The organism is Pikeienuella piscinae (assembly GCF_011044155.1).
Taxonomy (GTDB): Bacteria; Pseudomonadota; Alphaproteobacteria; order Rhodobacterales; family Rhodobacteraceae; genus Pikeienuella; species Pikeienuella piscinae.
Map to the genome: position 1 here is coordinate 4272104 of NZ_CP049056.1, position 24335 is coordinate 4296438.

Annotated in this window: 23 protein-coding genes; 15 read left to right on the plus strand and 8 right to left on the minus strand. The window is 66.6% G+C overall.

What is annotated here, in order from left to right; genetic code table 11:
- Positions 1–236 precede the first annotated feature (236 nt).
- The 9 genes from G5B40_RS20415 to G5B40_RS20455 all read left to right on the plus strand — a co-directional run bounded on the left by G5B40_RS20415 (position 237) and on the right by G5B40_RS20455 (position 8163).
- Positions 237–899: a VPLPA-CTERM sorting domain-containing protein gene (locus G5B40_RS20415; protein WP_165102824.1), complete on the plus strand. Its 663-nt coding sequence runs from the start codon at positions 237–239 to the stop codon at positions 897–899.
- A 136-nt stretch (positions 900–1035) separates the two neighbouring features.
- Positions 1036–2286 carry an adenylate/guanylate cyclase domain-containing protein gene (locus G5B40_RS20420; RefSeq protein ID WP_165102826.1) on the plus strand — a complete coding sequence of 417 codons (1251 nt, stop codon included), beginning with the start codon at positions 1036–1038 and terminating at the stop codon, positions 2284–2286.
- Positions 2283–3383, plus strand: a complete 1101-nt coding sequence (locus G5B40_RS20425; RefSeq protein ID WP_165102829.1) for a trypsin-like peptidase domain-containing protein — start codon at positions 2283–2285, stop codon at positions 3381–3383. Before G5B40_RS20420 ends, G5B40_RS20425 begins: the two co-directional genes overlap by 4 nt.
- Before the next feature lies 1 nt (position 3384).
- The gene (locus tag G5B40_RS20430) at positions 3385–4695 is read left to right on the plus strand and encodes a replication-associated recombination protein A (protein WP_165102831.1); all 1311 of its coding nucleotides are present in this window, start codon (positions 3385–3387) and stop codon (positions 4693–4695) included.
- A gap of 58 nt (positions 4696–4753) precedes the next feature.
- Positions 4754–5128, plus strand: a complete 375-nt coding sequence (gene crcB, locus G5B40_RS20435; protein WP_165102834.1) for a fluoride efflux transporter CrcB — start codon at positions 4754–4756, stop codon at positions 5126–5128.
- Positions 5125–6165, plus strand: coding sequence for an RluA family pseudouridine synthase (locus tag G5B40_RS20440; RefSeq protein WP_165102837.1), 1041 nt, complete (start codon positions 5125–5127; stop codon positions 6163–6165). Before crcB ends, G5B40_RS20440 begins: the two co-directional genes overlap by 4 nt.
- Positions 6162–6866, plus strand: a complete 705-nt coding sequence (locus G5B40_RS20445; RefSeq protein WP_165102840.1) for an alpha/beta fold hydrolase — start codon at positions 6162–6164, stop codon at positions 6864–6866. Before G5B40_RS20440 ends, G5B40_RS20445 begins: the two co-directional genes overlap by 4 nt.
- A gap of 112 nt (positions 6867–6978) precedes the next feature.
- The gene (locus G5B40_RS20450; protein WP_165102843.1) at positions 6979–7386 is read left to right on the plus strand and encodes a (R)-mandelonitrile lyase; all 408 of its coding nucleotides are present in this window, start codon (positions 6979–6981) and stop codon (positions 7384–7386) included.
- A gap of 135 nt (positions 7387–7521) precedes the next feature.
- Complete coding sequence (locus G5B40_RS20455; protein ID WP_165102846.1) at positions 7522–8163, plus strand: VPLPA-CTERM sorting domain-containing protein; 642 nt, start codon at positions 7522–7524, stop codon at positions 8161–8163.
- Between the two features lie 246 nt (positions 8164–8409).
- Here G5B40_RS20455 and polA read toward each other — a convergent pair whose 3' ends face one another.
- Positions 8410–11232, minus strand: a complete 2823-nt coding sequence (gene polA, locus G5B40_RS20460; protein ID WP_165102848.1) for a DNA polymerase I — start codon at positions 11230–11232, stop codon at positions 8410–8412.
- 54 nt (positions 11233–11286) lie between these two features.
- The gene (locus tag G5B40_RS20465) at positions 11287–11895 is read right to left on the minus strand and encodes a CDP-alcohol phosphatidyltransferase family protein (protein WP_165102851.1); all 609 of its coding nucleotides are present in this window, start codon (positions 11893–11895) and stop codon (positions 11287–11289) included.
- A gap of 156 nt (positions 11896–12051) precedes the next feature.
- On the opposite strand from G5B40_RS20465, the gene G5B40_RS20470 reads away from it, so the two are divergent.
- From G5B40_RS20470 to G5B40_RS20495, 6 genes are all read left to right on the plus strand, one after another.
- Positions 12052–12504, plus strand: a complete 453-nt coding sequence (locus tag G5B40_RS20470) for a (2Fe-2S)-binding protein (RefSeq protein ID WP_165102853.1) — start codon at positions 12052–12054, stop codon at positions 12502–12504.
- A 3-nt stretch (positions 12505–12507) separates the two neighbouring features.
- On the plus strand, positions 12508–14832 hold the full coding sequence (locus G5B40_RS20475) for a xanthine dehydrogenase family protein molybdopterin-binding subunit (RefSeq protein ID WP_165102856.1): 2325 nt from the start codon (positions 12508–12510) through the stop codon (positions 14830–14832).
- Between the two features lie 176 nt (positions 14833–15008).
- Complete coding sequence (locus G5B40_RS20480; RefSeq protein ID WP_165102858.1) at positions 15009–15446, plus strand: universal stress protein; 438 nt, start codon at positions 15009–15011, stop codon at positions 15444–15446.
- 10 nt (positions 15447–15456) lie between these two features.
- Positions 15457–17007 carry an alanine/glycine:cation symporter family protein gene (locus G5B40_RS20485; protein ID WP_165102861.1) on the plus strand — a complete coding sequence of 517 codons (1551 nt, stop codon included), beginning with the start codon at positions 15457–15459 and terminating at the stop codon, positions 17005–17007.
- 340 nt (positions 17008–17347) lie between these two features.
- Entirely contained in the window at positions 17348–18823 is a 1476-nt protein-coding gene (locus G5B40_RS20490; RefSeq protein WP_165102864.1) for a hypothetical protein, read from the plus strand.
- Between the two features lie 187 nt (positions 18824–19010).
- Positions 19011–19706 (plus strand): NAD-dependent deacylase, encoded by a 696-nt coding sequence (locus G5B40_RS20495; protein WP_165102867.1) that lies wholly within the window; start codon positions 19011–19013, stop codon positions 19704–19706.
- 25 nt (positions 19707–19731) lie between these two features.
- Here G5B40_RS20495 and G5B40_RS20500 read toward each other — a convergent pair whose 3' ends face one another.
- The 6 genes from G5B40_RS20500 to G5B40_RS20525 form a co-directional block, all read right to left on the minus strand.
- On the minus strand, positions 19732–20244 hold the full coding sequence (locus G5B40_RS20500; protein WP_165102870.1) for a copper chaperone PCu(A)C: 513 nt from the start codon (positions 20242–20244) through the stop codon (positions 19732–19734).
- A 42-nt stretch (positions 20245–20286) separates the two neighbouring features.
- The gene (locus tag G5B40_RS20505) at positions 20287–20616 is read right to left on the minus strand and encodes a hypothetical protein (protein WP_165102872.1); all 330 of its coding nucleotides are present in this window, start codon (positions 20614–20616) and stop codon (positions 20287–20289) included.
- A gap of 68 nt (positions 20617–20684) precedes the next feature.
- Positions 20685–20972, minus strand: coding sequence for a 50S ribosomal protein L28 (rpmB, locus tag G5B40_RS20510; protein ID WP_165102874.1), 288 nt, complete (start codon positions 20970–20972; stop codon positions 20685–20687).
- 93 nt (positions 20973–21065) lie between these two features.
- Entirely contained in the window at positions 21066–22292 is a 1227-nt protein-coding gene (locus G5B40_RS20515; RefSeq protein WP_165102877.1) for an MFS transporter, read from the minus strand.
- 58 nt (positions 22293–22350) lie between these two features.
- Positions 22351–23343, minus strand: a complete 993-nt coding sequence (gene meaB, locus G5B40_RS20520; protein ID WP_165102880.1) for a methylmalonyl Co-A mutase-associated GTPase MeaB — start codon at positions 23341–23343, stop codon at positions 22351–22353.
- An 86-nt stretch (positions 23344–23429) separates the two neighbouring features.
- Positions 23430–24314, minus strand: a complete 885-nt coding sequence (locus tag G5B40_RS20525) for a hypothetical protein (protein WP_165102883.1) — start codon at positions 24312–24314, stop codon at positions 23430–23432.
- Between the last annotated feature and the right edge of the window lie 21 nt (positions 24315–24335).

Here is a 24335-nt window from a genome sequence, read left to right on the forward strand (position 1 = left end):
TCGCACTAAGGCGCGTAGCCGAGGTGCGAAATGCGCTTGGCGACAACCTTAAATGGTCTCGCGGACATGGCTTCAATCCAAAGTGGTCAGCGCGCTCGTCGATGCCTGATTCCGGGCCGGAGTTGTGGCCAATTCTTCGGGATTCGGTTCGATTTTTAGGTGATTTGAGCTATTCTTGGCGCTCCCGATTTGTGGCGAGTGGTGTATTCGCCGTCGGGAATTGTGGGAGTGTCAACATGTCAAATCCAGGCAAGGTATTCGCCGTGGCGATCGCGGCGATGGGACTTTTCGGCGTCACGGCGGCGAGCGCCGCGACGATCGATTTCACAACCGCGGACCCGTTCACGCAACCGGACGTCTTCGGCGTTTCGGTCAGCGTGACCGCCAATGGCGGCTCGGGGACGGCGACTACTTTCGACGGCGGCGCTCTTGGAAGTGGCGCGCCGTGTCAGAACAGCCCGCTGGCTTGCATCTCCGACGGCATCGGCGTCGGCGACGATGAGATCACCGGCAACGGGGTTCAGTCCGTCGATGTCGCGTTCAGCGGGCCGCTCTCGGTCACCGGTTTCCATTTCCTCGACCTGTTCTTCGATCCGAACGCTAACGATCAGGAAGCGGCGCAGGTGCTGTTCAATGGCGATGTGGTGGCGAGCTACACCTTCGCGGCGCTAGAGGCGTTCCAGGTGGAAGGCGGCTATGGCTTCTTCGCGATTGCGCCGACGGTGGCGACTTCGCTGCGCTTCATCGCCGCTTCCGGCAATGACGGCGTCGGCAACCCGGATTACGCGTTGGCCGGGATCGACGTCAGCGCGGTTCCGCTTCCGGCGAGCGGTCTGCTGCTGCTCTTCGCGGTCGGCGGCTTCGGCTTCTTGTCGCGCCGGCGCGGCGCGGCGGCCTGAGCCCGCGATCGACGCGCCCCTGACGCGTTGTGTCGAGGGGGTTCTGAAAGAGGCGCCGTCCCTTCGGGGGCGGCCCTTTTCCTTTTCGGGTCGGGCGCCTATTTTCGCCGGGGTCGCCGTTTAGGAGAGTCGTTTCATGCAGGGCAAGCCATCCGCCGCGGCGGCTAGCATCGTTGAATGGATGGTCGGGGCCGCGCTGCACTCGAAGCCGTCGGAAGAGACCTTCGCGCAACTTGTCGAGGCGCTGCGCAATCATGGCATTCCGATCGACCGCGCATTCTTCGCGCATCCGACGCTACACCCGCTCTATCACGGGGCTGCGTTTGAATGGACGCCGGCGACCGGTCTGACGCGAGAGACCTATGGCGGCGACGTGGACGCGCCGCATGATATTCTGGCGAGAAGTCCGGTCCGCCATGTCATCGTGAACGAGGTGACGCGGTTCCGCCGGCGGCTGTCCGGCCCTGGCGCGATGCTCGATTTTCCGCTTCTCGAGGATTTCGCCGCGGAGGGTTTGACGGATTATCTTTTGCTCGCGGTCCGGTTCGACGGATTCCGAACCACCGCTGACGATGATCTGAAGGGCCGTTCCGGCATGGTCTGCTCCTTTGCGACGAAACGCCCGGAGGGATTCACGGACGAGGAGATCGAGACGCTCGACTGGCTGAGAAAGCCGCTCGCCATTGTCGTCAAGATCGCGGACCAGCGTCAGGTCGCGCTGTCGCTGGCCGAGTGTTACATCGGCAAGGAAGCGGGTCCGCTCGTTCTGGGCGGCGCGATCCGGCGCGGCGATTTCGCGACGACGCGGGCCGTGGTCTGGCTTTCCGACCTGCGGTCCTCGACCGAACTGGCGATGTCTCTTCCGCGCGAGGAGTTCGTCTCCACGATCAACGAATTCTTCGACTGCACCGCCGGTGCGGTGGAGGAAGAGGAGGGCGAGCCGCTTTCCTTCATCGGCGACGCCGCGCTTGCGATCTTCCCGATCGAGCGGCTGGGCGAGGCCGGCGCGCGCGCCGCCGCGCTGCGCGCCGCTTCGCGGGCGGCGGAGGCGAGCGAGGAGATGAACAACCGCCGGCGGGCGCGGGGAAAGGCGCCGCTGGCGTGGGGGCTCGCGCTTCATGCTGGCGAACTCGGCTACGGCAATCTCGGCTCACCGACCCGGCATTCGTGGTCGGTGATCGGCCCGGTGGTGAACGAGACCGCCCGACTGGAAGGGATCACCAAGCTGATCGGTGAACCGGTGGTGGCGAGCCGCGCTTTCGTCGAGGGGCTGGAATCCGCCGCGGACTGGCGGGCCATGGGCGCATTTCCGCTCGAAGGCGTGCCGCGGGCCTTCGAGGTATTCGCGCCGCCGGCGCGGATCTGCGCGCGCGAGGACGCGGCATGAGGCGCGCGGCCGCGACGATCCTCGTCGCTGCGCTGGCGTTTGGCGCGCCGGCGGCGGGGCAGCAGGTTCCGCAGACCCAGGCGGAGATCACGCTTTCTTTCTCTCCAGTGGTCAAACGCACGGCGCCGGCAGTGGTGAACGTCTACACCCGCAAGATGGTGCGGCGGGTCAACCCGTTCCAGGGAGATCCGTTCTTCGAGCGCTTCTTCGAGGAGTTTGGCCCGCGGGGCGGGCGACGAAGCCAGAATTCGCTCGGCTCGGGCGTGATCGTGACGGAAGACGGATATATCGTCACCAACTATCACGTCGTCGCCGGCGCGGACGAGGTGCGGGTCGTTCTCAACGACAAGCGTGAATTTGACGCGGATATCGTCTTCGCCGACGAACAGGCCGATATCGCGTTCCTGCGACTGCCGGGCGCCAGCGGGCTGCCGGTGCTCGAGTTCCGTGATAGCGACACGCTGGAGGTCGGCGATCTGGTGTTGGCGATCGGTAATCCGTTCGGCGTCGGTCAGACGGTGACATCCGGCATCGTCTCTGCGCTGGCGCGCTCCAGCGGGTCGAGGCGCTCGGGCGGGATCGGCGGTTATTTCATCCAGACCGACGCTGCGGTGAACCCCGGCAATTCCGGCGGCGCGCTGGTCGATATGGCGGGCCGGCTGGTCGGCGTGAATAGCGCGATCCTCACCCGGTCCGGCGGCTCGAATGGTATCGGTTTCGCGATTCCCGCCAATCTCGTGCGCCGGGCGCTGATGAGCGCGCTGGACGGCGAGACCTCGCTTCAGCGGCCCTGGGCGGGGATCATCGGCCAGAGCGTGACGGCGGATCTCGCGGAGGGGCTGGGCCTCTCGGCGCCGGCCGGGGTGGTGATCGCCGACATGCACCCCGAGAGCCCGTTGAAGGAGGCGGGGCTGAAAATCGGCGACGTGATCGTCGGATTCGACGGTCATCCGGTCAGCTCGATCGAGGGCCTATCCTTTCGCATGGCCGCGGTCGGGATCGGCGGCGAAGCCGAGGTCGAATATGTCCGCCGTGGCGTGCGCCGGACGGCGCGCATGCCGCTTCGCCGCGCGCCAAAAACACTGCGCCGGAACTGAGATGGCCGATCTTTTCGACCGGGATGAGCCGGCCCGGACGCCGGCCGCCACGGCGCCGCGCCCGCTGGCCGACAGGCTGCGTCCGGCGCGCCTGGTCGAGGTGATCGGGCAGGGTCATCTCCTCGGCCCGGACGGGTCGCTCAGCGCGATGATCGGGGCGGGCGCGCTCTCCTCGCTGATCTTCTGGGGGCCGCCCGGTGTCGGCAAGACCACGATCGCGCGGCTTCTGGCGGCGGAGACCGATCTCGCGTTCGAGCAGATCAGCGCGATCTTTTCCGGTGTCGCGGACTTGCGCAAGGTGTTCGAGGCGGCGGCGCTGCGGCGGCGGAACGGGCGCGGCACGCTTCTTTTCGTCGACGAGATTCATCGCTTCAACAAGGCGCAACAGGACGGCTTCCTGCCGCATATGGAATCGGGCGCAGTGACGCTGGTGGGCGCCACCACCGAGAACCCGTCGTTTGAGCTGAACGCCGCGCTCCTGAGCCGCTCGCAGGTGATGGTGCTGAAGCCGCTGGACAGCGCGGCGCTTTCGACTCTTCTCGACCGCGCTGAGGCGCTGGAGGTGAAGAAGCTGCCGCTTGACGCCGATGCGCGCGCCGCGCTGATCGACATGGCGGAGGGCGACGGACGCGCCCTCCTGAACATGGCGGAGCAGCTTTTCCGGCTTGGCGGCGATCCGATGGGCGCGGCGGAGATGGCGCTGCGCGTCTCTCGCCGGGCGCCGGTCTACGACAAGTCCGGGGATGGGCATTTCAACCTGATCTCGGCGCTTCACAAGGCGGTTCGGGGCTCGGACCCCGACGCCGCGCTCTACTGGCTCCGGCGGATGCTCAACGCGGGCGAAGACCCGCGCTACCTGGCGCGGCGGATTATCCGCATGGCGGTCGAGGATATCGGCCTCGCCGAGCCGGAGGCGGTGAAGCAGGCGCTGGCGGCGGCGGAGGTCTACGAGCGGCTCGGCTCGCCCGAGGGGGAGCTGGCGCTGGCGCAGGCGGCCGTCTACCTGGCGCTCGCGCCGAAATCCAACGCGCTCTACCGGGCCTATGGCGCGGCGGGAGAGGCGGCGCGGAAATCCGGCGCAGCCGCGCCGCCGAAGCATATCCTGAACGCGCCGACAAAGCTGATGAAGGAAGAGGGCTACGGCGCCGGGTATGAATACGATCACGACGCAGAGGACGGGTTTTCGGGCCAGAACTATTTTCCCGACGGCATGAAGCGCGGCGTGTATTATCTGCCGAAGGATCGCGGGTTCGAGCGTGAGCTGGCGAAGCGTCTCGACTGGTTCGCGAAGAAGCGGTCGGAGAAAAGCTGAGTCCGCCTTGACAGCGCCGCGCGCCGCGCGTTGAAGCGGATCGAAGGAGGGCGCGCGCATGAACCTGTTGATCATCGGTCTTGGCGGCGCGCTTGGCGCGGTGCTGCGATATCTGAGCACTATGGCGGCGATCCGGCTGTTCGGCCCCGGCTTTCCCTGGGGCACGGCGTTCGTGAATGTCGCCGGATCGCTGGTCATGGGCGTCGTGGCGGTTCTTCTGATCGAAGCGAGCGTGCTCCGCCCGCAACTCGCCCTGTTCGCGATGACCGGCGTTCTCGGCGGTTTCACCACGTTTTCGGCATTTTCGCTGGACGCCGCGCAACTGATCGAGGCCGGAAGGATGGGCGAGGCGACGGCCTATGTCGTCGGCTCGGCCGGGCTGGCCATCGCCGGGCTTTTCATCGGATTGGCGATCGGGCGGATGCTGACATGAGCGGCGTTCAGCATCTGACGGTGACCGAGGACGAGACCGACCAACGGCTCGACCGGTTTCTGCGCAGGCATTTCCCGCATCTTCAGCAGGGCCGGATCGAGAAGCTCTGCCGCAAGGGCGAGTTGCGCGTCGATGGCGGCCGGGTGAAGCCGTCGACCCGCGTCGAGGCGGGGCAGGACGTGCGGGTGCCGCCGTTGCCGGAGCCCGATGAGGCGGGCGCCGCGCCCGCGACCCGAAGGATCACCGACGAACAGGCGGCGATGATCCGCGACGCGGTGATCTACAAGGACGCGCATCTCATCGCGCTGAACAAGCCGCCCGGCCTCGCGACGCAGGGCGGGACCGGGCAGAGCGTGCATCTGGCGATGCTGGCGGAGGCGCTCTGTTTCGAGCGCGAGGATGCGCCGCGCCTCGTCCACCGGCTGGACAGGGACACCTCCGGCGTCATCCTCATGGCGCGCACCGGGCGCGCGGCGGCCGCGCTGGCGAAGGCGTTCCAGAGCCGCGAGACCGAAAAGACCTATTGGGCCGCCGTCGCCGGCGCGCCGCGCCCGCGCCGGGCGACGATCCGTTACGGGCTGGTGAAGGCCGGCGGGGCCGGGGCGGAGAAGATGCGCTGCATCCATCCCGACGAGGTCAGAAACACTGAAGGCGCGAAGCGCGCGGTGACCGACTACGCGGTGCTGGAGACGATGGCGCAGCGCGCCGCCTGGGTCGCGCTCCGCCCCGTCACCGGGCGCACCCACCAGCTGCGCGCGCATATGGCGGAGATCGGCCATCCGATCGTCGGCGACGGCAAATACGCCGGCAACTCCACCGTAAACGATGGCGACGGCTGGGGGGCGCAACTGGGCGGGGCGGTGAGCCGCAAGCTGCACCTTCATGCGCGGAGTCTGCTGCTGGAGCACCCGATGGAGCGCACCCGCCTGCTGTCGCTGACCGCGCCGCTCCCCGAGCACATGGCCCGGACGTGGGAGATGTTCGGCTGGCGCCCGGCCGATGCGCCGAAGGACCCGTTCGACCCGGACGAGGAATGACGAATTTCGTCCTCCTGCACGGCGCGTGGCATGGCGGCTGGTGCTGGGCGCGGGTCGTGGAGATCCTCCGGGCGCGCGGCCATCGGGTTACAACGCCGACGCAGACCGGGCTTGGCGAGCGCGCGCATCTTCTCTCCGACTGGATCACCATGACGACCTTTTGCGAGGATCTGCGGCTGCACCTGGAGTTCGAGAACCTGACGGATGTGGTTCTGGTCGGCCACTCCTTTGGCGGCTCGCCGATCTCCTACGCGGCGGAGCGGGCCGGCGACCGGATAAGCCGGCTCGTCTATCTCGACGCGCTGATCGTGCTTCCGGGGGAGAGCCCGTTCTCGTCGATCCCGTCCGATGTCGTCGCGCTGCGCCGGCAGCAGGCGGAGGATACGAGCGGCGGGCTGACCCTGCCGGCCCCGCCCGCCGCGGCGATGGGGATTTCGCGGAAAGCGGACGCCGCATGGATCGAGCGGCTGATGACGGCGCACCCGATCCGCACCTACGAGACGAAGCTGGAGATCGTCCGCCCGCCCGGCGCCGGCAAACCGGCGCGCTACATCACCTGCGTCGACCCGGTCTACGTGCCGCTTGCGGCGTCGCGGGAGCGCGCGCGGGCGCTCGGCTGGCGGATGGAGGAACTCGCCGCCGGCCATGACGCGATGGTGTCGGCGCCCGAAGCGCTGGCGGACATGCTGGAGGCGGGCTGAGCCCGGCCGCGTCCGGCGCTGCTTCGCGCCGGTGGTCGATTTCCCGCTTGCGTCCGGCGGGCCGGACCCGTTCAGATGGCGCCGGAACGGACCCGGGAGAAGGAGACCAGCGATGAAGATCATGGAGGCCGGAAGCCGGCCGACAAAGAAGGCGAGCGCGGACTGGTTCACCGGGACCGTCTGGCAGGACCCGGTGCACGAGGCCCCGGAGCCGGCCCGGCTGCGTGCGCTCCGTGTCGCGTTCGAGCCCGGCGCGCGCACGGCCTGGCACTCGCATCCGTTGGGGCAGACGCTGCACGTGCTTTCAGGGCTCGGCCTTGTCTGCACCCGCGGCGACGCGCCCCGCCGCATCCGTCCCGGCGACACGGTCTGGATTCCGCCGGGGGAAGAGCATTGGCACGGCGCCGCCCCGGGAACGGCGATGGTTCACCTGGCGATGCAGGAAGCGATGGACGGGGTGAGCGCCGACTGGCTGGAGCATGTCAGCGACGAGGACTACCAGCGTCCTCCGGCGGGGTGAGGCGACGCAAGAGAGTAAGACGTAACAAAATCAACTATAGGGTGTATTATTCAAATGCGTGTAGAATGACACTAGATTCAATCGAAAGTTTTCGGTAGCCGATAGCCTCTGTTTGTGTCAAATTGGGGTGTCATCATGAAACTGAATTTGCTTGCGCTCGCTGCTGCGGGCGTCCTGGCCATCTCGTCCGCTGCTTCCGCGGCGACGACCGGCTTCACCGTGGGTGTCACCGAAGGTGGCGGCAACCGCGATCTCGTCGACGGCACCACGCTGATCGCCGATGCGGCCAGCCCGAACGGGTCCAAGGACCTTGGCACGATCGGCGCCGGCGACGTCTTCGGCCTCTACGGCCGCATCGTCAGCGCGATCGATCGCTACAAGTTCGGCTTCACCGCCACCTCCGGCTTCGAGGTCAACTTCGATTTCGACGGCTACTACACCGACGGCGGAAATACGTTCGTCGCGAATTCGGGTCTCGTCAAAGAGAGCGGCTCGGCCCAGAAGGGCGTGATCTTCTCGCTTCAGGACGCGAACGGCGACGAGCTTTTCTCGACCGGCACGCTTCTGACGAACATCACCTCGGGCAACGCGTTCCTCTTCGGCGCGGGCGCGGGGGACTATTTCCTCGTCGTCGACGGCTCGCAGGGGCCGAACAGGAATGGCGCCGCGCTCTATGACCTCAACATCTCGGCGGTTCCGGTTCCGGCCGCGCTGCCGCTGCTGTTGACCGGCATCGCCGGCCTCGGATTCATGTCGCGCCGCCGCAAGGCCGCCTGAGCCGCGAGAGCGGAGAAGAATGCGAAAGGCCGTCCCGGATCGGGGCGGCCTTTTTCGTTTCGAACGGCTGTGTTCGGTGCGCCGCCCGCATCACCCGCCGTGACGGTGTCCCGGAGGCGAGATCGCCGCCGTCAGAATCAGCGGGTGCAAAGGCTGGTGGTTATCCAGCGCGCGAAGGCCGGGTGATGGCGTTCGTGTGCTCGCCGCCGTCGCGAAGGCAGGTGAAAACCAGTCGCATGGTTCTTATCAATGCGCCTCGGCCCAGTTCCGGCCCTTGCCCGCATCGGCGACCAGCGGCGTCGTCAGGGCGACGGCGGGGAGGTTGGCGCCTTCCATGACTTTCCGGACGGTCTCAGCGGTCTCGTCCGCCTCCGATTCAGGAACCTCGAAGATCAGTTCGTCATGGACCTGAAGGAGCATCCGCGCCGTAAGCTTCGCCTTGGCCAGCGCCGGCGGGATGCGGACCATCGCGCGGCGGATCACGTCGGCGGCGGAACCCTGGATCGGCGCGTTGATCGCGGCGCGGCGCTGGAAGCCGCCCATTGGCCCCTTCGCGTTGATCTCCGGCGTGTGGATGCGCCGGCCGAACACGGTTTCGACATAGCCCTGTTTCTTGGCCGTCTCGACGGTCGCATCCATATAGGCGCGGATGCCGGGGAACTTCTCGAAGTAGGCGTCGATGAAACGCTTCGCGTCCTCACGCGGTATGCGCAGGTTGTTGGCGAGACCGAAGGCGGAAATGCCGTAGATCACGCCGAAATTGATCGCCTTCGCTTGCCGGCGGATCATCGGGTCCATGCCTTCGACCGGAACGCCGAAAATCTCCGAGGCGGTGGCGGCGTGAATGTCCTGCCCCTCGGCGAATGCCTGTTTCAGGGCCTCGATATCGGCGATATGGGCGAGAAGCCGCAGCTCGATCTGGCTGTAATCGAGCGAGAGGAGGACGTTCCCCTCGTCGGCGATGAACGCCTCGCGGATGCGGCGCCCCTCCTCCGAGCGCACCGGGATGTTCTGGAGGTTCGGGTCGGTCGAGGCGAGGCGGCCGGTGGATGCGCCGGCGATGGAGTAGGAGGTGTGGACGCGCCCGGTCTCGGCGTTGATATGGGTCTGAAGGGCGTCGGTATAGGTGCCTTTCAGCTTCGAGAGTTGACGCCAGTCGAGAACGCGGGCGGGAAGGTCATGGCCCTCGGCCGCTAGCGTCTCCAGCACATCGGCGCCGGTGGCGTAGGCGCCGGTCTTGCCTTTCTTGCCGCCGTCCATGCCCATCTTGTCAAAGAGGATCTCGCCAAGCTGCTTCGGTGAGCCGACATTGAATTTTTCACCGGCGAGCTCGTGAATCTCCGCCTCCAGCCCCGCCATCTTCTGCGCGAAATTGTTGGAGAGACGCGAGAGCGCGTCGCGGTCGACCTTGACGCCGGCGCGCTCCATATCCGCCAGCACCGGGACCAGTGGGCGCTCCATCACCTCGTAGACTCGGGTGACGCGGTTCCGAACGAGACCCGGTTTGAGGATTTTCCAGAGCCGGAAGGTGACGTCGGCGTCCTCTGCTGCGTAGGGCGCGGCCTTGTCGATCTCCACCCGGTCGAAGGTGATCTTCTTCCTGCCGGCGCCGAGCAACGTCTTGATCGGGATCGGCTCATGGTCGAGATGGCGTTTGGAGAGCGCGTCCATGCCTTGCCCGCCCATCCCGGCCTCCTGCGCGTAGGAGAGCAGCATGGTGTCGTCGAAGGGAGCGACCCAGATCCCGTAGCGGGCGAGCACCTTCAGATCGTATTTCATGTTCTGCGCGATCTTCAGGATCGACGGGTCCTCAAGCATTGGCTTCAGGATCGCGATCGCGTCATCGAGCGCCATCTGCCCCGCCGCGCGCTCGGCGGCGCCCAGCAGGTCGCCGTCGCCGGTCTGGTGGCCGAGGGGGATGTAGCAGGCGCGGCCGGGGGCCGTGGCCAGCGAGACGCCGACAAGCTCGGCGGTCATCTCGTCGAGCGATGTGGTTTCCGTGTCGACGGCGACTTCGCCGCGCTCATAAATTTTTTCGATCCACGCCTTCAGCGCATCGGCGTCGCGGATGATCTCATAAGCGCTCGTGTCGATCTTCGCGGCCTCGACGGCGGCTTCGGCGCCCGGCTCCGCCGCCGGGACGGCCTCCGGTTCCGGGGCGGGCGCCGCGGCGGGTGGTTCAACCCCGAAGATCGCGGCGATGCGGCGGGTGAGGGTGGAGAACTCCATCTCGTTGAGGAAGGACAGCAGCATTTCGGCTTCGGGCTGGCGGCGGGCGAGTTCGTCATAGGCGGGAAGGTTGCCGACATTGTCGTCGAGAGTGACGAGACGTTTGGAGATGCGGATCAGCTCGGCGTTCTCGATCAGGCTTTGGCGTCGTTTCGGCTGCTTGATCTCCGCGGCCCGCTCCAGCAGCGTTTCGAGATCTCCATATTCGTTGATGAGAAGCGCGGCGGTCTTGACGCCGATGCCGGGCGCGCCGGGAACGTTGTCGACGCTGTCGCCCGCGAGCGCCTGGACGTCGATAACCCGCTCCGGGCCGACGCCGAACTTCTCGCGCACCTGTTCGACGCCGATGACCTTGCCCTTCATCAGATCGACCATGCCGATGCGCCCGCCCACCAGTTGCATCAGATCCTTGTCGGACGAGACGATCGTGACCTCCGCGCCGCCCGCAGCGGCCTCGCGGGCGTAGGTGGCGATGACGTCGTCGGCTTCGTACCCGTCGATCTCGATGCAGGGCAGGTTGAAGGCGCGGGTGGCGTCGCGGATCAGACCGAATTGCGGGCGAAGATCCTCCGGCGCGTCGGGGCGCTGCGCCTTGTATTCCGGGTAGAACTCGTTCCGGAAGGAAAAGCGCGAGGCGTCGAAGATCACGGCGACATGGCTTGGGGCGTCGTCCCCCTTCAGGTCCTGCAGCATCTTCCAGATCATGTTGCAGAAGCCGCTGACCGCGCCGACCGGCATTCCGTCGGATTTTCGCGTCAGCGCCGGGAGCGCGTGATAGGCGCGAAAGATGAAGCCGGAGCCGTCGACGAGATAGAGATGGTCTTCAGGCTTCGCGGGCATCGGTCGCTTTCCTTTCGCGGGTCGGGGAGAGCATGGCGGAAGGCGCGGGACCGCTCAAGCGCCGAAGATCCGCCAGGCCAGCAGCATCCGCGCCCCGGCCGAGACGAAGCAGAGCGCGCCGAAGCCCCAGGCGAGCGGGGCGAACCAGCTGGGGAAAAGACAGAAGAGGACGAAGAGCGCGATCGTCTCCCCCCCTTCGAGGAGGCCGCCGACGTAATAGAGCGTTTTCGCGCCCTGCGCCCGGCTTTCCATTCCGCGCCGCTCGGCGACGGCGGCGAAGGCGAGGAAGGCCGAACCGTTGGCGTAGAAGCTGGCGAGGAGGACTGCGCCGGCCGCGCCGTTGGCGACCGGGTCCGCCAGCACGAAGCCGAGCGGGACGGCGCCGTAAACGATGAAATCGCAGGTGATGTCCAGGAATCCGCCGAAATCGGTCCGCCCGGCCGTGCGGGCGATGGCGCCGTCGAGCCCGTCCGCGAGCCGGCCGAGAAGCAGCGGGACGAGCGCTGCGAGCGGCAGGCCGAACGCGATCAGCGCGACGGCGAGGAGGCCGAGAGCGAACCCCGCGAGGGTTACGCTATTGGCGCCGACGCCGGCGCGGGCGAGGGCGCCGCCAAGCCGGTCGAGCGGCGGGTCGATCAGCTTGCGGAGACGGGAGTCGAACATTCCTCCGATATGCCCGCGGGCGCGCCCCACGCCAAGGGGGGAGAGTTTTTTCCCTATGCGGGACGATTCGGAGGTAAGCTCACCCTGAGGATGCGCGCGCCCGAAGAACATGGGGCGAGGAAAGAACGCGTCCGGCAACTTCGGAGGAAACCCAGCATGGCGAAATTGTCGATCAATGGCGCCGACAGCGAGGTTGATGCGTCCGCGGATATGCCCCTCTTGTGGGCGATCCGCGACATCGCCGGGCTGCCGGGCACGAAATACGGTTGCGGCGTCGGGCTCTGCGGCGCATGCACGGTTCATGTGGACGGTGTGGCGCAGCGCTCCTGCCAGCTCACCGTCGGCGAGGTCGAGGGCGCCGAGATCACCACGATCGAAGGCCTTCATCCCGAGGGCGACCACCGCGTCCAGGTCGCCTGGCGCGATCTCAACGTGCCGCAATGCGGCTTCTGCCAGGCCGGGCAGATCATGCAGGCGGCCTCGCTCCTGGCCGAGAACCCGAAGCCGACGGACGAGGAGATACTCGAAGCGATGGCCGGCAATGTCTGCCGGTGCGGCTGCTATCAACGCATCGTCGCCGCGGTGCGCCTTGCAAGCACGGGAGCCTGAGCCATGCTGCATTTCCTGAAAGAGATAGACGCCGCGGCCGGGCCGCTGGCGCAATCGGCGGCGCAGGCGTTTCGCATCGAGAAACTCTCCAGGCGCGCCTTCATGGGTGGAACCGCGGCTTTCGCCATCGGCGCCTTCGCGTCGCGGGCCGACGCGTTTCCGAAATGGCCGACGGGCGGCGAGACGATGCCGCACGGGCTGGTCGACGATCCGCTGGTTTTCGTCTCCATCGACGCTGACGGCACGGTCACGCTGGTGGCGCACCGGTCGGAGATGGGAACCGGCTCGCGGACTTCGCTGCCGATGATCATGGCCGACGAGATGGAGGCCGACTGGGCGAAGGTGAAGATCGTCCAGGCCGAAGGCGATGAACCGAAATACGGCAACCAGGACACCGACGGGTCGCGTTCTCTGCGCCACCATATCCAGATGGCGCGGAAGATCGGCGGCTCGGTCCGTCACATGATGCGCGCCGCCGCGGCGGCGCGCTGGGGGATCGATCCGAAGGACGCGCGGGTCGAGAACCACGCGGTGATCGCCTCCAAGGGCGACGTGCTGACATTCGGCGATCTCGCGGCCGACGCGATGAAGCAGCCGGTGCCGGCGCATGAGGACATCGCCTACAAGACCGAGGCCGAGTTTCGTTACATCGGCAAGGGCGAGGTGCAGATCACCGATCTGCGCGACATCACAGTCGGCAAGGCGGTCTATGGGGCGGATGTCAGCCTGCCGGGGATGAAATACGCGGTCATCGCCCGGCCGCCGGTGGTCGGCGGCAAGGTGAAATCCGTCAACGACAGGGCGGCGCTGGCCGTGCCGGGGGTGGAGAGCGTGCATCAGATCGCCGGCTCCATCCCGCCGGCGAAATTCGCGCCGCTCGGCGGCGTCGCCGTCGTGGCCTCGAACACCTGGGCGGCGATGGAGGGGCGGAACGCGCTGGAGATCGAATGGGATGACGGCCCGCATGGCGGCTACGATTCCGCCGCCTATATGGCGGAGCTGAAGGCGACGGCGGAAAAACCTGGAACGGTCTTCAGGAAACAGGGAGACCCCGAGGCGGCGTTCGCCAGCGCGGCCAAGGTCCTTTCGCAAACCTATACGCAGGACCATATGGCCCACGCGCCGATGGAGCCGCCGGTGGCGCTCGCGTCGGTGACGGCGGAGGGGTGCGAGATCTGGGCTCCGGTGCAGTCGCCCTACGCGGCACGCACGGATACGGCGGAGGCGCTCGGCCTCGACCCGTCGAAGGTGAGGGTGAACGTGACGCTGCTCGGCGGCGGGTTCGGGCGGAAGTCGAAGGCCGACTATGTGACCGAGGCGGCGCTTCTCAGCCGCGAGGTCGGCGCGCCGGTCAGGGTGCAGTGGACGCGGGAGGACGATATCCGTCACTCCTTTTACCACACCACCTCGGCCGAGCGGATCGAGGCGGCTTTGGACGACAAGGGCAAGGTCACGGCCTGGCGGCATAATTCCGTCGCGCCCTCCATCCTCTCCACCTTCGCGCCGGATAGCGGGCACCAGTTCATGATCGAGAGCGGGATGGGCCATGTCGACACACCTTTCGACATCGCCAACGTCTCCTGCGAGAACGGCGAGGCGCTGGCGCATACGCGGATCGGCTGGTTCCGTTCAGTCTCCAACATCCCGCGCGCATGGGCCATCGGCTCATTTGTCGGGGAGTTGGCGGCGGAGCTCGGCAAGGACGACCGCGATATGTGGCTGGAACTGATCGGCGCGCCGCGCACGGTCGACCCGAAGGCGGAAGGCTACCCGGAGGATTTCTGGGATTACGGAGAGCCGTACGCCGAGTTCCCGATCGAGACCGGCCGGCTCGCGAATGTCCTGAACATCGCCGCCGACGCCATCGGCCAGAGCGGCAGGGTGGTGGAAGGCGAGGGGATCGGCCTCGCCGTTCATCGGAGCTTCGTCTCCTATGTGGGCTGCGCCGCGCGGGTGAAGCTGGTGGAGGGGCGCATCACCGTGCCGGAGGTGCATCTCGCCATCGACTGCGGTTTCCAGGCCAATCCGGAACGAGTCGAAAGCCAGCTTCAGGGCGCGGCGGTGATGGGGATGACGCTCGCGCTCCATTCCTCGATCACATATGAGAAAGGTCGCGTGCAGCAGTCGAATTATTACGACTACGATGTCGTGCGATCCGACAATTTCCCCGTGAACGTGGTCACGCATGTCGTGAAGCACCCCTTCGAAGTCCATTCGACTGGGGTGGGCGAGCCGGGCGTGCCGCCGATCGCGCCGGCCATCGCCAACGCGCTGTTCCACGCCACCGGCGTGCGGAAGCGGTCGCTGCCGTTCGGCGACATGGTCTGAGCCGGGGGCTCCAATCGTTGCGGGGCGCGGCGCCGGCGGGCGCCGCGCCTTTATCGTTTGACGAGAGCGAACTGTGTTTGACACTCGCCAGAATAGTGTAAAAACTTCGTCATTGCCGGGGGCTTTTCGGCCCGGCCAAAGTGCGAAGCACAATTTAAAGCAGGGGAATTCATGTCATGACAGTCAAACTTGTCGTCGGCATCGACGGCGGAGGGACGGGAAACCGCGCTCTCTCCTATGCGCGGAAGGTCGCCCGCCTTATCGGGGATTGCGAGCTTGTGCTCGTTTTCGTCATCGAGTGGTCGCCATACAGTTTCCACACGGCTGAAGAAAACGAGCAGCGCCAGAAGAGGCGGGTGGAGGAGATCGACTCGGCGCGCACCCGGATCCTCGACCCCGCCCTGGCGGAGATGAAGTCAGAAGGCATCGCCGCGCGCGGAATCGTCAGGCACGGCAATGTCGCGGATCTCCTGAACAGCGTCGCGCTTGAGGAGGGCGCGGAGCAGATCATTGTTGCGCGGTCTTCCGATGGCGGCTTCGCGGCGCGAGTCTTCGGATCCTCCACCGCCAACCTGGTGATGACCGCCAGCGTTCCCGTCACCGTCGTCGGTTGAGGAGATGGACATGAAAAGATCAGGCGCAGCAGCAGCAGCTTTCGCGCTCTTCGCGCACCCGGCGCTGGCGCAGGAGGCCGCCGGCGAGGTCAGCATCGACCAGCAGGTGAACGAGGCTTTCGCCGCCGCCACCGGGCCCTTCGTCAATTTCATCTTCGCGCCGCTACCCGGCACGAGCTTTCCCTGGATCGTCATGTGGCTGGTGGTCGCCGCTTCGATCTTCACGCTCTATTTCGGATTTATCCAGTTCCGCGCGGTCAGACATTCGATCCAGCTGGTGAAGGGGGACTATTCGGACCCGAACGACGCCGGCGAGGTCAGCCATTTCCAGGCGCTGGCCACGGCGCTTTCGGGCACGGTCGGGCTTGGCAACATCGCCGGCGTCGCGGTGGCGGTCGGCATCGGCGGACCGGGCGCGACATTCTGGATGATCCTCGCCGGGCTTCTCGGCATGGCGTCGAAATTCACCGAGTGCACGCTCGGCGTGAAATACCGCAATGAATATGCGGACGGCGTCGTCTCCGGCGGCCCGATGTACTACATGAAGAAAGGCTTCGCCGAGCGCGGGATGCCGGGCGGCGGAATCCTCGCCGTCGTGTTCTCGATCTTCTGCATTCTCGGCGCGCTCGGCGGTGGCAACATGTTCCAGGCCAACCAGGCGCACGCCCAGATCACCGGCATCGTCGGCGATTTTCCCGGCTGGATCACCGGGATCATCTTCGCCGGGGTCGTCTTCGCCGTGATCATCGGCGGCATCAAGTCGATCGCCAACGTGACAGAGAAGATCGTCCCCTTCATGGGCATCCTCTATGTCGGCGCGTCGCTGATCGTCATCGTGATGAACTACGACCAGATCGGTTGGGCCTTCGGGCAGATCTTCGCCGGCGCCTTCACCGGGCTCGGCGTCGCGGGCGGGCTTGTCGGGGCGCTGATCCAGGGGTTCAAGCGGGCGGCCTTCTCGAACGAGGCCGGCGTCGGCTCGGCGGCCATCGCCCACTCGGCGGTGAAGACCAACGAGCCGATCACGGAAGGGTTCGTCTCGCTGCTGGAGCCGTTCATCGACACGGTCGTCATCTGCACGATGACCGCGCTGGTCATCACCATTTCGGGCCAGTTGGTGACCGACCCGGAGACCGGGCGTTTCATCCTGACCGAAAACGGGATGATCCAGACGGTGACCGGCGTTTCCGGGGTCGAGTTGACTTCGGCGGCCTTCGGGACGGCGTTCAGCTGGTTCCCCTATGTGCTGGCGATCGCGGTGGTCCTCTTCGCCTTCTCGACGATGATCTCGTGGTCCTATTACGGGCTGAAGGCGTGGACCTTTCTCTTTGGAGAGGGGAAGACGGCGGAACTGATCTTCAAGGTGATCTTCTGCGTCTTCGTGGTGATCGGCGCCGCGGCCAGCCTCGGGCCGGTGATCGACTTCTCCGACGCGGCGATCTTCGCCATGGCGGTCGTGAACATCACCGCGCTCTACGTGCTGATGCCGATCGTGAAGCGGGAGATGAACTCCTATCTCGCACGGCTGAAATCCGGTGAGATCAAGCGGTTCAAACACTGAACGGACCAGCGGGTGGCGGCGCAAGCCGCCGCCCGCGCGATCGCGCGGCGGCCCGGCAGGGAGTGCGTTATCGCACGCGATAAGAACGCCATGTCATTGTAAAATAAGTGAAATGCGGAATCCGTTAACCGGATTTCAAGGATTTCAGGCGCGATATCGCGCTTTTTTCGGGTCCGGGCGAGACGCCCACGCAGCACCACTTCATCTGTCGAGATCCCGGGCTTGACCCGGGATCCCGCGCCGCCTCTCGGGGTCCCGGCTCAGGGCCGGGACCGTGAAAGGGTGGTGGTGGATTTTTGGTGCTGTGGGGATAGGGTGGCGTGGTTGAGGGAGGGGCGCTTTGGTCGATCTTGGGAAATTGGAAGGGCGAAAACGTTGGCAAGAAAGTACGAACCGCTCCACGCGCTCTGCCATTGCGGCGCGCACGCTATTGCGCGTGCTCCCGCTGGCGAACGGTTTTTCTGAATGGCGACGAAAGAATTTCGAGGGTTTAGATTACTTTGTTCGCGCCGCGTTGCTAGTAACGCTTGCGAGCCGAGAAATAGTATCCGCTGACGATTTACAGTCGGCGGCTGAAGCCGCGCTTGCGGCAGAGCCTAGTTTTCGCCATGATATGATTGAACGGGGCTTTTTTTCAAAATCTGCCGTGCATGCAATCTTGTCCGCGTACAGAGATGCTTCGTCTGGTGACGCGATTGGCAGTTCAAGCAACGCCGCCTCCACAATCGTCGATGATCCGGATGCGGGTCATGCTGTCATCTCAGCTGCGGCGGCGGACGCCGTCACAATCGAGGCGGGCGCAGCTGATGACACGCTGCTAACGTCTCCGCTCTGGCCGCAAGAAGCCCCCGACTGGTGGCAAGTCGGTTGGTCGAGGTGCCAAGCCGCCCTTGAAGTCGACCCCGCCTACGCCTTCTGGCTGCGCTGGTATCAGGCAGTACTCGACGGCGCGCCGCAGAACTGGGAGATGCTGCGCGAGATTGCGCTGATCGCGCCGGAGGATTGGGACGCTGGGCCGGAGCGGGTGGCGGAGCGGATCGCGGAGATCGAGGCGCGGTATCTCTCCGACGCGACACGGCTTGCGGAGCGGGTGGATGTGAACCCCGAGACGGGGCTCTTGCGCGTCACACCGATTGAGGTCGAGGACACGCCGCTCGTCTCCGCCCTGCTCGGCCATGTGGAGACGATCCTCGACGGAGCGCTGGCCGTGCCTGCCAACGGTTTACGCGAAGCATCGTTTGTTCCGCGCCTGATCCGGACCACAATCACGCGCCACGCGAACGATCCACAGCGGGTCGAGATGAGCATGGTGACGGCGGCGAAGAGTCTCCGGCGCGAGATACGCGAGACGGAGGAGTTGCCGAAATCGGAGGAGAATCTCGCGCTGCTCGACGCGGTGGAGGAGACGGCGCGCGGGGTGCGGAGCGCGCATCCGGAGGTCGCGGCTGCGCGAGAAAGGCTGGCGCGGCAGGCGCTGAATGAGTTGCCGGAGGGCGACAAGGCGAAGCTGGAAGTCTGGCGCCCGATCCTTGTCGATACGTCGGGCGGGCAAATGCGGGACGACTACACGGCGGACATTTCCGCACTAATCGCAGATCGCGATCTTCCGCCGATGGGCGATGCGCCGCCGCTCCTGGCCGTCGACGATGCGGCCGCCCGCATATTTAGCCGGGCCGCCGCTTCATGGGAATTGTTGCGTATCGCGGACGAGGCGCTGGAGGGAATTTCGGTTAGAACCGGGATGAAAAAGCATGAGATTCTGGGGACGCTGATGGGGGTCATTTCTCTCGGTCTCTCTATCTACGGCGTGCTTTAGCGCTGATGAAACGCATCGATTCCTTTTACGGTGGAGTATCGCGCGCCCTCGCCACCGTCACTCCGGGGCGCAGCCCCGGATCGCGCCCGCCCCTCCCCCCGGGAGGGCGCGATGCGCCCACCCCAGGGTCGGGCGCGATCCTCGCCGTGTGGTGGCGAGGTTGCGGCGGGATCAGGGAAGCCAGGCGATGAACATCGTCATTCTCACCGGCGCCGGCATCTCCGCCGAGTCGGGACTCGGGACGTTTCGCGATGTCGGCGGGCTCTGGACCCGGTATCCGCTGGAGGATGTGGCGACGCCGGAGGGGTTCGCGAAGGATCCGGCGCTGGTTCACGAGTTCTACAACATGCGGCGGCGGATCGCGCGGAGGGCCTCGCCGAACGCCGCGCATGCGGCGCTGGCGCGGCTGGAGGCGGGTTGGCGCGAAGCCGGGCGGGGCGGGTTCGCGCTGGTCACGCAGAATGTCGATGACCTGCATGAGCGGGCCGGCTCGCGGAACGTTCTGCACATGCACGGGGAACTCTTGCGCCAGCTTTGCGGGGCCTGCGGCGACCGGCGGGATTGCCCCGGCGATCTGAGCGCGGCGGCGCGCTGCCCGGCCTGCGGGGCCGGGGCGCTGCGGCCGGACGTGGTCTGGTTCGGGGAGATTCCCTATCGGATGGAGGAGATCGGCGACCTGGTTCCGGCCGCCGATCTTTTCGTCTCCATCGGCACATCGGGCGAGGTCTATCCGGCCGCCGGTTTCGCGGCGGAAGCGGCCCGCGCCGGGGCGCGGACGCTGGAGTTGAATCTCGAACCCTCCATCGGCCGGTTCGACGAGGCGCGGGAGGGGCGGGCGAGCGAGATCGTGCCGCTTTGGGTCGCGCAGATGCTGGCCGGGTGAAGGGTCGCCCGGCCAGCCCGTCCGATCAGTCGGATTTCTTCATGCCGGAATGACCGGAATGACCGGAATGGTCGGCGTGGCCGCCCATTTCCCCGCGCGCCTTCACCGGGGTCTCCACCTCAAGCTCGGCGCCGCTTTCGAAGACGAGCGTGATCGGAACGCTCTCTCCCTCGACCAGCGGGCGATGGAGGCCCATCAGCATGATGTGATAGCCGCCCGGCGCCATCTCTATCGCGCCGTCTTCGGGGAGGGGGAGGCCCTCCACCGCGCGCATCTTCATCACGCCGTCCTCCTGCAGGCTTTCATGGAGCTCGACCTTCGCGGCGACGTCGGATTTCACCCCGACGAGCCGGTCGGCGGGGCCGTGGTTCTCGAGGCTGACATAGGCGCCGCCGGTTTTCGCGGTCGCGGCGGTGGCGAAGGCGTAGGGGTGCACCGCCATGATGGCGCCGTCGCCGGCGGCGTGGCCGGAATGATCGGCGGCGGCGGACATGGGCAGGAGCGCCGCGAAGGCGGCGGCGAGAAGCTTGAGTTTCATCTTGATGGTCCCTTCGGGAAGCGTGGCTGTCGAATGTATGGCTCAGGCTTCGAAAGGGGGCGCGCGGGGACGGGGGGCGAACACGGCGCGCCAGGGTGCGGGCGGCGCGGCGGCGGGGCGTGGAGCGGGCGCGCGCGTCGCACGCCGGAGGGGCGGGCGGAACGCGGGCGGCGCGATCAGCGACTTCGCCGCAAGGCAGGCGTCGCAGCCGATCTGCGGCGGGGTGGAGGCCGGGCGCCCGGTCTCGAAATCGTAAGCGGCGACGCCCAGGCCGCAGACGACCTCGCCCGCCGCCGCGAGCGCGGGGCGGGGGCCGACCGTGAGGCCGATCAGGAGGGCGAGCAGTAGCCGGGGAAGAAAACCTGGTCGCATGACCCGCCTATGCGATGTGCGGCGTCGTGGATCAAGCGCCGCGCCGTCGCAGCAGGCGACGGAAGGCTTCAGGCGGTCGCCTGGGCCTTGGCGATTTCCTTCTTCACCTTGAGGGCGCGGGGCGAAAGATCCGCATCCTTCGCCTTGGCGAGATAGGCGTCGAGGCCGCCGCGATGATCCACCGTCCGCAGCGCCGAGGTGGTGACGCGGAAGCGGAAATTGCGGGCGAGCGTCTCGCTCTCCAGCGTCACGGTGCCGAGATTCGGCAGGTAGCGGCGGCGCGACTTGATGTTCGAATGGCTGACGCGGTTGCCGGTCAGCACGCCCTTGCCAGAGAGTTCGCAGCGACGGGACATCGGTTTTTCCTCGGCGTTCAAGACAGAAGGGCGACGCCCCTTGAGCGACGCCGGAATTCGGAGAGCGCTTCTTAGGCGCGACTCAGGCAGGCGTCAAGCCGGGCTGACGGCGGCGCGGGGCGCGCGCGGACGCGAGCGCAGCAGGATCGCCAGCGCAATGGCGAGATTGACGAAATTCCAGGCGACGCCGTTGATGAAGGCGGCGGTGTAGGAGCCGGTGAGGTCGTAGATCCAGCCCGAGCTCCAGCCGCCGAGCGCCATGCCGAAGATCGTCGACATGATGACCACGCCGACCCGCGCCCCGGCCTCCGCTGGCGGCAGGTATTCGCGCACGATGATCGCGTAGGAGGGGACGAGGCCGCCCTGCGAGAGCCCGAAGATCAGGCTGACGACATAGAGCGGCGCGAGCCCGTCATAGGGAATGTAGAGCATCAGCGCGATACATTGCAGCGTTGAGCCGATCAGCAGCGTCTTCAACCCGCCGATCCAGTCCGCGAGCAGGCCGGAGGCGAGGCGCGAGGCGACGCCGCCGAGCAGCATCAGCGACAGCATTTCCGCCCCCACGGCGGGGCCGTAGCCGAGATCGACGCAATAGGCGACGATATGCACCTGCGGCATCGACATCGCCATGCAGCAGGCGAGCCCGGCGAGGATAAGGAGCCATTGCAGCACGCGCGGCGAGAGACCGGCGCTCATCGCCGCGGCGCGGGCGCGCTCGCCGGCCGCCGCCATCGCCGCTTCCGGCGCGCGCCGGCGCAGAAGCAGCGCGAGCGGGATCACCGTGCAGACCACAATGGCGGCGAGCGCGAGATAGTAGACGCGCCAGCCCTCCGCCGCGAGGATGTCGGACAGCGCCCAGGGCCAGAGCGCGCCGGCGATGTAGTTGCCGCTGGCCGCCGCGGTGACGGCGAGGCCGCGCCGGCGCATGAACCAGTGCGAGATGTCGGCCATCAACGGGCCGAAGCCGGCCGAGGAGCCGACGCCGATGAAGAAGTGGATCGCCGTCAGCGCGCCGAGCGAAGGCGCGATGGTGGAGAGCGCGAACCCCGCCCCGAGCGTGAGCGCCGCGCCGATCAGCGAAAGCGTGACGCCGAACCGGTCGACCAGTTGGCCGACGAAGAGACTGCCGAGCGCGAAACCGACCATCGTGAGGACGTAAGGAACCGTCGAGGCGCCGCGCCCGCCGCCGAACTCCGCCTGCACCGCCGGAAGGATGGAGATGAACGTCCAGATGCCGACGCTGGAGACCGAGCCGATCACCAGGGTGAGAAAAAGCCGCCACCAGGAGTAGCGGCTGTCCAAAACGCTGGCGTCGCTCATATGGCGGGGTTAGCGCGCCCCCGCACGGTTGTCACGCGCAGATTGGTGATGCTTCGATTCAGCCCTGCTTATCCGAGAGGAAAAGCTTCAGAAGCTCCTCGGCCGCCAGTTCGGGGGCGAGATCGCCCGCGTCAATGCGGGCTTCGGCCTTCGGGGCTTCACGCGCGACGGCGGGGTGGGCGGCGAAGGCGGCCTTAAGTCCTTCCTCAAGCTCGAACCGCATCCAGCGCCTCGCCTGCGCGGCGCGGCGCCTCGCGCGATAGCCGCCGGCGCGGCGATGCGCGTCGAGTCCGGCGAGGCGGTCCCATACCGCCTCCAGCCCCTCGCCGGTCGCGGCCGAGACCGTGGTGGCGTCGGGGACGCCCTCCGGGTCGCCTTCGCGCCGTCGCATCAGCCGGAGCGCGCCGCGGTAATCGGCGGCGGTGCGCCGGGCGGCGGATTTCAAGTCGCCATCGGCCTTGTTGACGACGACGAGGTCGGCGATCTCCATGATGCCGCGCTTGACGCCCTGCAACTCGTCGCCGCCGGCCGGCGCCATCAGCAGGAGGAAGAGGTCGGTCATGTCGGCGACCATGGTTTCCGACTGGCCGACGCCGACGGTCTCGACGATCACCACGTCGAACCCGGCCGCCTCGCACAGGAGGATCGCCTCCCGTGTTCTGCGCGCGACGCCGCCGAGGGAGCCGCGCGCGGGCGAGGGGCGGATGAAGGCGTTCGGTTCGCGCGAAAGCCGCTCCATCCGGGTCTTGTCGCCGAGGATCGAGCCGCCGGAGCGGCTGGAGGAGGGATCGACCGCGAGAACGGCGACGCGAAGGCCCCTCCCGATCAGCATCATGCCGATCGCCTCGATAAAGGTCGACTTGCCGACGCCGGGCGTGCCGGTGAGGCCGAGACGGATCGCCGTTCCGGGGCCGGGATAGAGCCCGCCGATCAATTCGCGCGCGGTCTCCCGGTGGTCGGGGCGGGTCGATTCGACAAGCGTGATCGCCTGCGCCAGCGCGCGGCGCTCGCCGGCCTCGATCCGGGTTCGAAGGTCATCCGCTGCGCTCATTCCGCCTCCCGCGCCTCTGACGGTCGGTTCTGGCGGATTTGGGGCGGGCGGGCAATGGTAGGGCGAAAGAGGTGCGGACGCCTTGCCTATCGCAGCGGCTCCTGCGTCCAGCCCTCGCGCTCATCGTTCTCGATGCGCCATGCTTCCAGAAGTTCTTCAAACGCCTCTTCTGGCGCGAATGGCGAGGACCAGTTCTCAAGCACGTCGAATTGGGGAGTAGGCACCGCGCCGATGTCGGCGCTTCCTATAGCGATACTGATCCTGTTCGCCACTTTCAGGATAGCCTTTTGGCATGACCAGATGTCGGTCAGTGTGACCCCATCAATGGTTCTTGTGCGATTGATAGAATCGGCGGCGTGTAGAAGGAATTTATTCGCATAGCGCTGAACCTGTTCGAAGGGCGCATCCCTAATGGTCTTCTCGATGGCGTCGAAGAATGTGTCGCCGACAGTGTCGTCGCGATCGCGCGTTTCGGGGGGCGTATCCATCATACCGTCGAAATACTCATGCTGGACGTCAGACATCACGAAGGCGCGGGGGCCGGATGTGTCTCCCCAAAAATCGCCGCCGCCGGGCGGATTGTCTTCGATGAACCCCGCGGCGCCGTCAAACGGCAGCCCGTCATGGCAGACAAACATCTCGCGGGTGAGTATCGTGCGATGCGCTTTCAGATCGTCGATGAGGCGCCGAAGCGAGATCACCTGCTTCGCATCCTGTCGATTGGCTGGTTCGAGCAGGCGACGAATGGCGATAAGCTGCTCCGCGAGATAGCCGCGCGTGAGGGCTGACGCGATGACTCCGGATTGGGTGGCGAACCCGCCTCCCGCCTTCTGAGCGTACTTTCGCGAGTTGTTGATCAAACGGAACACCGCATCTGACCATAGCATTTCAAGGATCTGCTTCGAGATCGCATGATGCTCGTCATTTTCGAGCCAGAGCAGCCATTCATCGCGCTTTTCCCGAAAGCGCATGAGGCGATTCATACACCGGAC

Excerpts from the sequence above, each read along its gene's own strand:
- G5B40_RS20425 (WP_165102829.1), top strand. The coding sequence starts at position 2,283 with ATGAGGCGCGCGGCCGCGACGATCCTCGTCGCTGCGCTGGCGTTTGGC.
- polA (WP_165102848.1), bottom strand. The coding sequence starts at position 11,232 with ATGCCCGCGAAGCCTGAAGACCATCTCTATCTCGTCGACGGCTCCGGC.
- rpmB (WP_165102874.1), bottom strand. The coding sequence starts at position 20,972 with ATGTCCCGTCGCTGCGAACTCTCTGGCAAGGGCGTGCTGACCGGCAAC.
- G5B40_RS20420 (WP_165102826.1), top strand. The coding sequence starts at position 1,036 with ATGCAGGGCAAGCCATCCGCCGCGGCGGCTAGCATCGTTGAATGGATG.
- G5B40_RS20480 (WP_165102858.1), top strand. The coding sequence starts at position 15,009 with ATGACAGTCAAACTTGTCGTCGGCATCGACGGCGGAGGGACGGGAAAC.
- G5B40_RS20505 (WP_165102872.1), bottom strand. The coding sequence starts at position 20,616 with ATGCGACCAGGTTTTCTTCCCCGGCTACTGCTCGCCCTCCTGATCGGC.
- G5B40_RS20445 (WP_165102840.1), top strand. The coding sequence starts at position 6,162 with ATGACGAATTTCGTCCTCCTGCACGGCGCGTGGCATGGCGGCTGGTGC.
- crcB (WP_165102834.1), top strand. The coding sequence starts at position 4,754 with ATGAACCTGTTGATCATCGGTCTTGGCGGCGCGCTTGGCGCGGTGCTG.
- G5B40_RS20485 (WP_165102861.1), top strand. The coding sequence starts at position 15,457 with ATGAAAAGATCAGGCGCAGCAGCAGCAGCTTTCGCGCTCTTCGCGCAC.
- meaB (WP_165102880.1), bottom strand. The coding sequence starts at position 23,343 with ATGAGCGCAGCGGATGACCTTCGAACCCGGATCGAGGCCGGCGAGCGC.
- G5B40_RS20430 (WP_165102831.1), top strand. The coding sequence starts at position 3,385 with ATGGCCGATCTTTTCGACCGGGATGAGCCGGCCCGGACGCCGGCCGCC.
- G5B40_RS20415 (WP_165102824.1), top strand. The coding sequence starts at position 237 with ATGTCAAATCCAGGCAAGGTATTCGCCGTGGCGATCGCGGCGATGGGA.
- G5B40_RS20500 (WP_165102870.1), bottom strand. The coding sequence starts at position 20,244 with ATGAAACTCAAGCTTCTCGCCGCCGCCTTCGCGGCGCTCCTGCCCATG.
- G5B40_RS20475 (WP_165102856.1), top strand. The coding sequence starts at position 12,508 with ATGCTGCATTTCCTGAAAGAGATAGACGCCGCGGCCGGGCCGCTGGCG.
- G5B40_RS20440 (WP_165102837.1), top strand. The coding sequence starts at position 5,125 with ATGAGCGGCGTTCAGCATCTGACGGTGACCGAGGACGAGACCGACCAA.
- G5B40_RS20495 (WP_165102867.1), top strand. The coding sequence starts at position 19,011 with ATGAACATCGTCATTCTCACCGGCGCCGGCATCTCCGCCGAGTCGGGA.
- G5B40_RS20515 (WP_165102877.1), bottom strand. The coding sequence starts at position 22,292 with ATGAGCGACGCCAGCGTTTTGGACAGCCGCTACTCCTGGTGGCGGCTT.
- G5B40_RS20465 (WP_165102851.1), bottom strand. The coding sequence starts at position 11,895 with ATGTTCGACTCCCGTCTCCGCAAGCTGATCGACCCGCCGCTCGACCGG.
- G5B40_RS20450 (WP_165102843.1), top strand. The coding sequence starts at position 6,979 with ATGAAGATCATGGAGGCCGGAAGCCGGCCGACAAAGAAGGCGAGCGCG.
- G5B40_RS20455 (WP_165102846.1), top strand. The coding sequence starts at position 7,522 with ATGAAACTGAATTTGCTTGCGCTCGCTGCTGCGGGCGTCCTGGCCATC.
- G5B40_RS20470 (WP_165102853.1), top strand. The coding sequence starts at position 12,052 with ATGGCGAAATTGTCGATCAATGGCGCCGACAGCGAGGTTGATGCGTCC.
- G5B40_RS20525 (WP_165102883.1), bottom strand. The coding sequence starts at position 24,314 with ATGCGCTTTCGGGAAAAGCGCGATGAATGGCTGCTCTGGCTCGAAAAT.